Source organism: Priestia sp. P5_B4 (assembly GCF_056400385.1).
Map to the genome: position 1 here is coordinate 1 of NZ_JBFULJ010000664.1, position 2159 is coordinate 2159.

The following is a 2159-nucleotide window of genomic DNA, read 5'->3' on the forward strand; positions in this document are numbered from 1 at the left end:
CATCGCTCATGTTAAAGCTTGTTTGATAACAGCGGATCTCGCAATCTCTGTCCTTAAGACCTTGCCTTACTCCTTCTTTTCGCTTTACACCTACAGCTATGTCTTTTTCGGTTACGCCTAAAAAAGCGATTTTTTTATGTCCTTTTTCTCCTATGTACCTTCCAATGTCACATGCAGCCTCGTAGTCTTGGTGAATTAAACTGTGGACTTCTTCATGCTGCTGTCCAATTAGCAAAACGGGAATTGAAATCGTGCGGAACGCTTCCAAATGAGCTTTTGTGATTTGAACAGCAAGAAGAATAATACCTGCTACCTTCTGCTTAGCCAGCGTATAGATATTTTCGATTTCTCTTTCTAAATCTTGATTAGAATTGGAAATAATCATTTGATAGTGGTGGTCTCTAAGTTCTTGGTCAATACCATCTAATGTGCGGGAAGTCGCAAAAGAACCCATGCGCGGAACAATTACACCAATGATATTTGTCTTTTTCGCTTTTAAGCTTTGAGCAAACGCATTTGGGCTATAGTTTGTTTCTTTAATAATCTCTTCGATTTTTCGTTTCGTCGCATCGCTCACAGACCCTCCGTTAAGGTAGCGGGATACAGTGCTTTTTGCTACTCCTGCAAGCCGAGCGATATCTGCAATAGTTGTCATTCTCTCATCTCCGTATTTTGTTGCTGTTTCTTTCACAGTATACACGAATATCACGTGCATATTAAGTAACTGCTTTACTTTTTGATTCATAAGCGTTATGATGTGCACAACGTAGATAATAATTATCCACGTTGTACACATATAGCAGGAGATGATGTCTTTGCACATGAAAACAGGCGTTGAGCAATCGGTGTATGCCATTTTGCTGCTTACGTTTTTACCTGAAAAAGCTGTGTTGCCAGGAGATGTCATCAGCACTCAGCTTGGTGGTTCGCCTACATATTTTCAAAAGCTTCTTCGCAAGCTGGTTAGCGCTGATTTACTTGCTTCCGTTCCTGGTAGCAAAGGTGGATTTCGCTTAAAGAAAACGCCGGAAGAAATTCGTATTTATGACGTATACGTAGCCATTGAAGGTAAGCAGTCTCTTTACTCATCAAGCGGTATTTTTCACGATATGCTTAACTTAAAAGACAAAGATATTTGCTTATTATCCGATTTAATGGAAGAAGCCGAATCTTCGTGGCAGTCTATCTTAAAACGGCAAACCATTGCTACGCTCACAAATGAAATTCACAAAAAATGTCCAAAAGAAAACCTGGACATGCTAAAAGCAACAGTAGAAGAAAAAATGGTGCTGTAGCACCCAAAGGAGATCATCATGGAAAACTTAAATAGATATTTTGATTTATTCGATCAATCACGTACAAGCGAACAAGCATTTGAAGAATTAGTGGGGCTTTTTTCAGAAGATATCGTATTTGTCTTAAACGGCCACGAAAAGCAAGGCATTGAAAACTGGAAGCTGTTTGTGAAAATGGTGTTTAAAGAAAATGCTGATATTAAGCATATGTTCGAAGGCTGGAAAGCAGTTGAAGGTACAGATAAGTTTGAAACGCCTTGGGCAGTATGCGGTAAACGTGCATCTGGCAGCGTCTTTACTCAAACGGGAAAAGATATTGCTAAGCTAGATGAAAACGGGAAAATCAGCTATTTAGAAAACGTACCTGACGATACGAACATGTTTGATACGTATAAAAACTAATATAAAAAAAAGAAGGGTTCTTCTAGCCCTTCTTTTTTTATGGGGCAAATCCCTCTTGAGAAAGATAAATCATTGAAGAAGGATAAAATTTTTCAAAATAACGAATGGCTTTGATATGAATGTCTTTGTCATACCAGTCTAGGAAACCGTACTTCTCAAATAATTCAGGCATCCCTAGCCTTTTAGACGTTTTACCTAAGGAACCGTCTCCTAAGTACAAGGTATCAATGCAAATTCGGTCCATCATTCCTTCTATTTTTTTAGGAAATTCAGGCGTGAAAGGAAGCATTGGAGCAATGGTTACTTGCGTTGAAATTCCGCTTTCTTTTACTTTTTTTAACGCGTTCATACGAAGTTTCATCCCCGGAGCATAAGGAGAAAAAATTTGTTTTACATCTTCTCGGTCCGTTTCAACAGTCATCGATACGCGAAGATCACATACTTTTTGAAGCTGTAAAAGCA

The 2159-nt window shown here is 38.7% G+C and carries 3 protein-coding genes and 1 pseudogene; 2 read left to right on the forward strand and 2 right to left on the reverse strand.

All coding sequences use genetic code 11. The features are described 5' to 3' along the window. Window positions 1-655 (reverse strand): LacI family DNA-binding transcriptional regulator (locus tag AC1DRF_RS24405; protein WP_477741913.1); only part of this gene is annotated, 655 nt, incomplete at its 3' end. A 160-nt stretch (window positions 656-815) separates the two neighbouring features. Between AC1DRF_RS24405 and AC1DRF_RS24410 the strand changes: the two genes are divergently transcribed. Further along, complete coding sequence (locus AC1DRF_RS24410) at window positions 816-1295, forward strand: RrF2 family transcriptional regulator (RefSeq protein ID WP_013057917.1); 480 nt, start codon at window positions 816-818, stop codon at window positions 1293-1295. A gap of 18 nt (window positions 1296-1313) precedes the next feature. Then, window positions 1314-1697: a nuclear transport factor 2 family protein gene (locus AC1DRF_RS24415; RefSeq protein ID WP_013057918.1), complete on the forward strand. Its 384-nt coding sequence runs from the start codon at window positions 1314-1316 to the stop codon at window positions 1695-1697. Window positions 1698-1734: 37 nt separating this feature from the next. Here AC1DRF_RS24415 and AC1DRF_RS24420 read toward each other — a convergent pair. Next, a pseudogene (locus AC1DRF_RS24420) lies at window positions 1735-2159 on the reverse strand (radical SAM protein); the annotation flags it as partial.

Coding starts and splice junctions, on each gene's coding strand:
- AC1DRF_RS24415 (WP_013057918.1), top strand. CDS start 1,314: ATGGAAAACTTAAATAGATATTTTGATTTATTCGATCAATCACGTACA.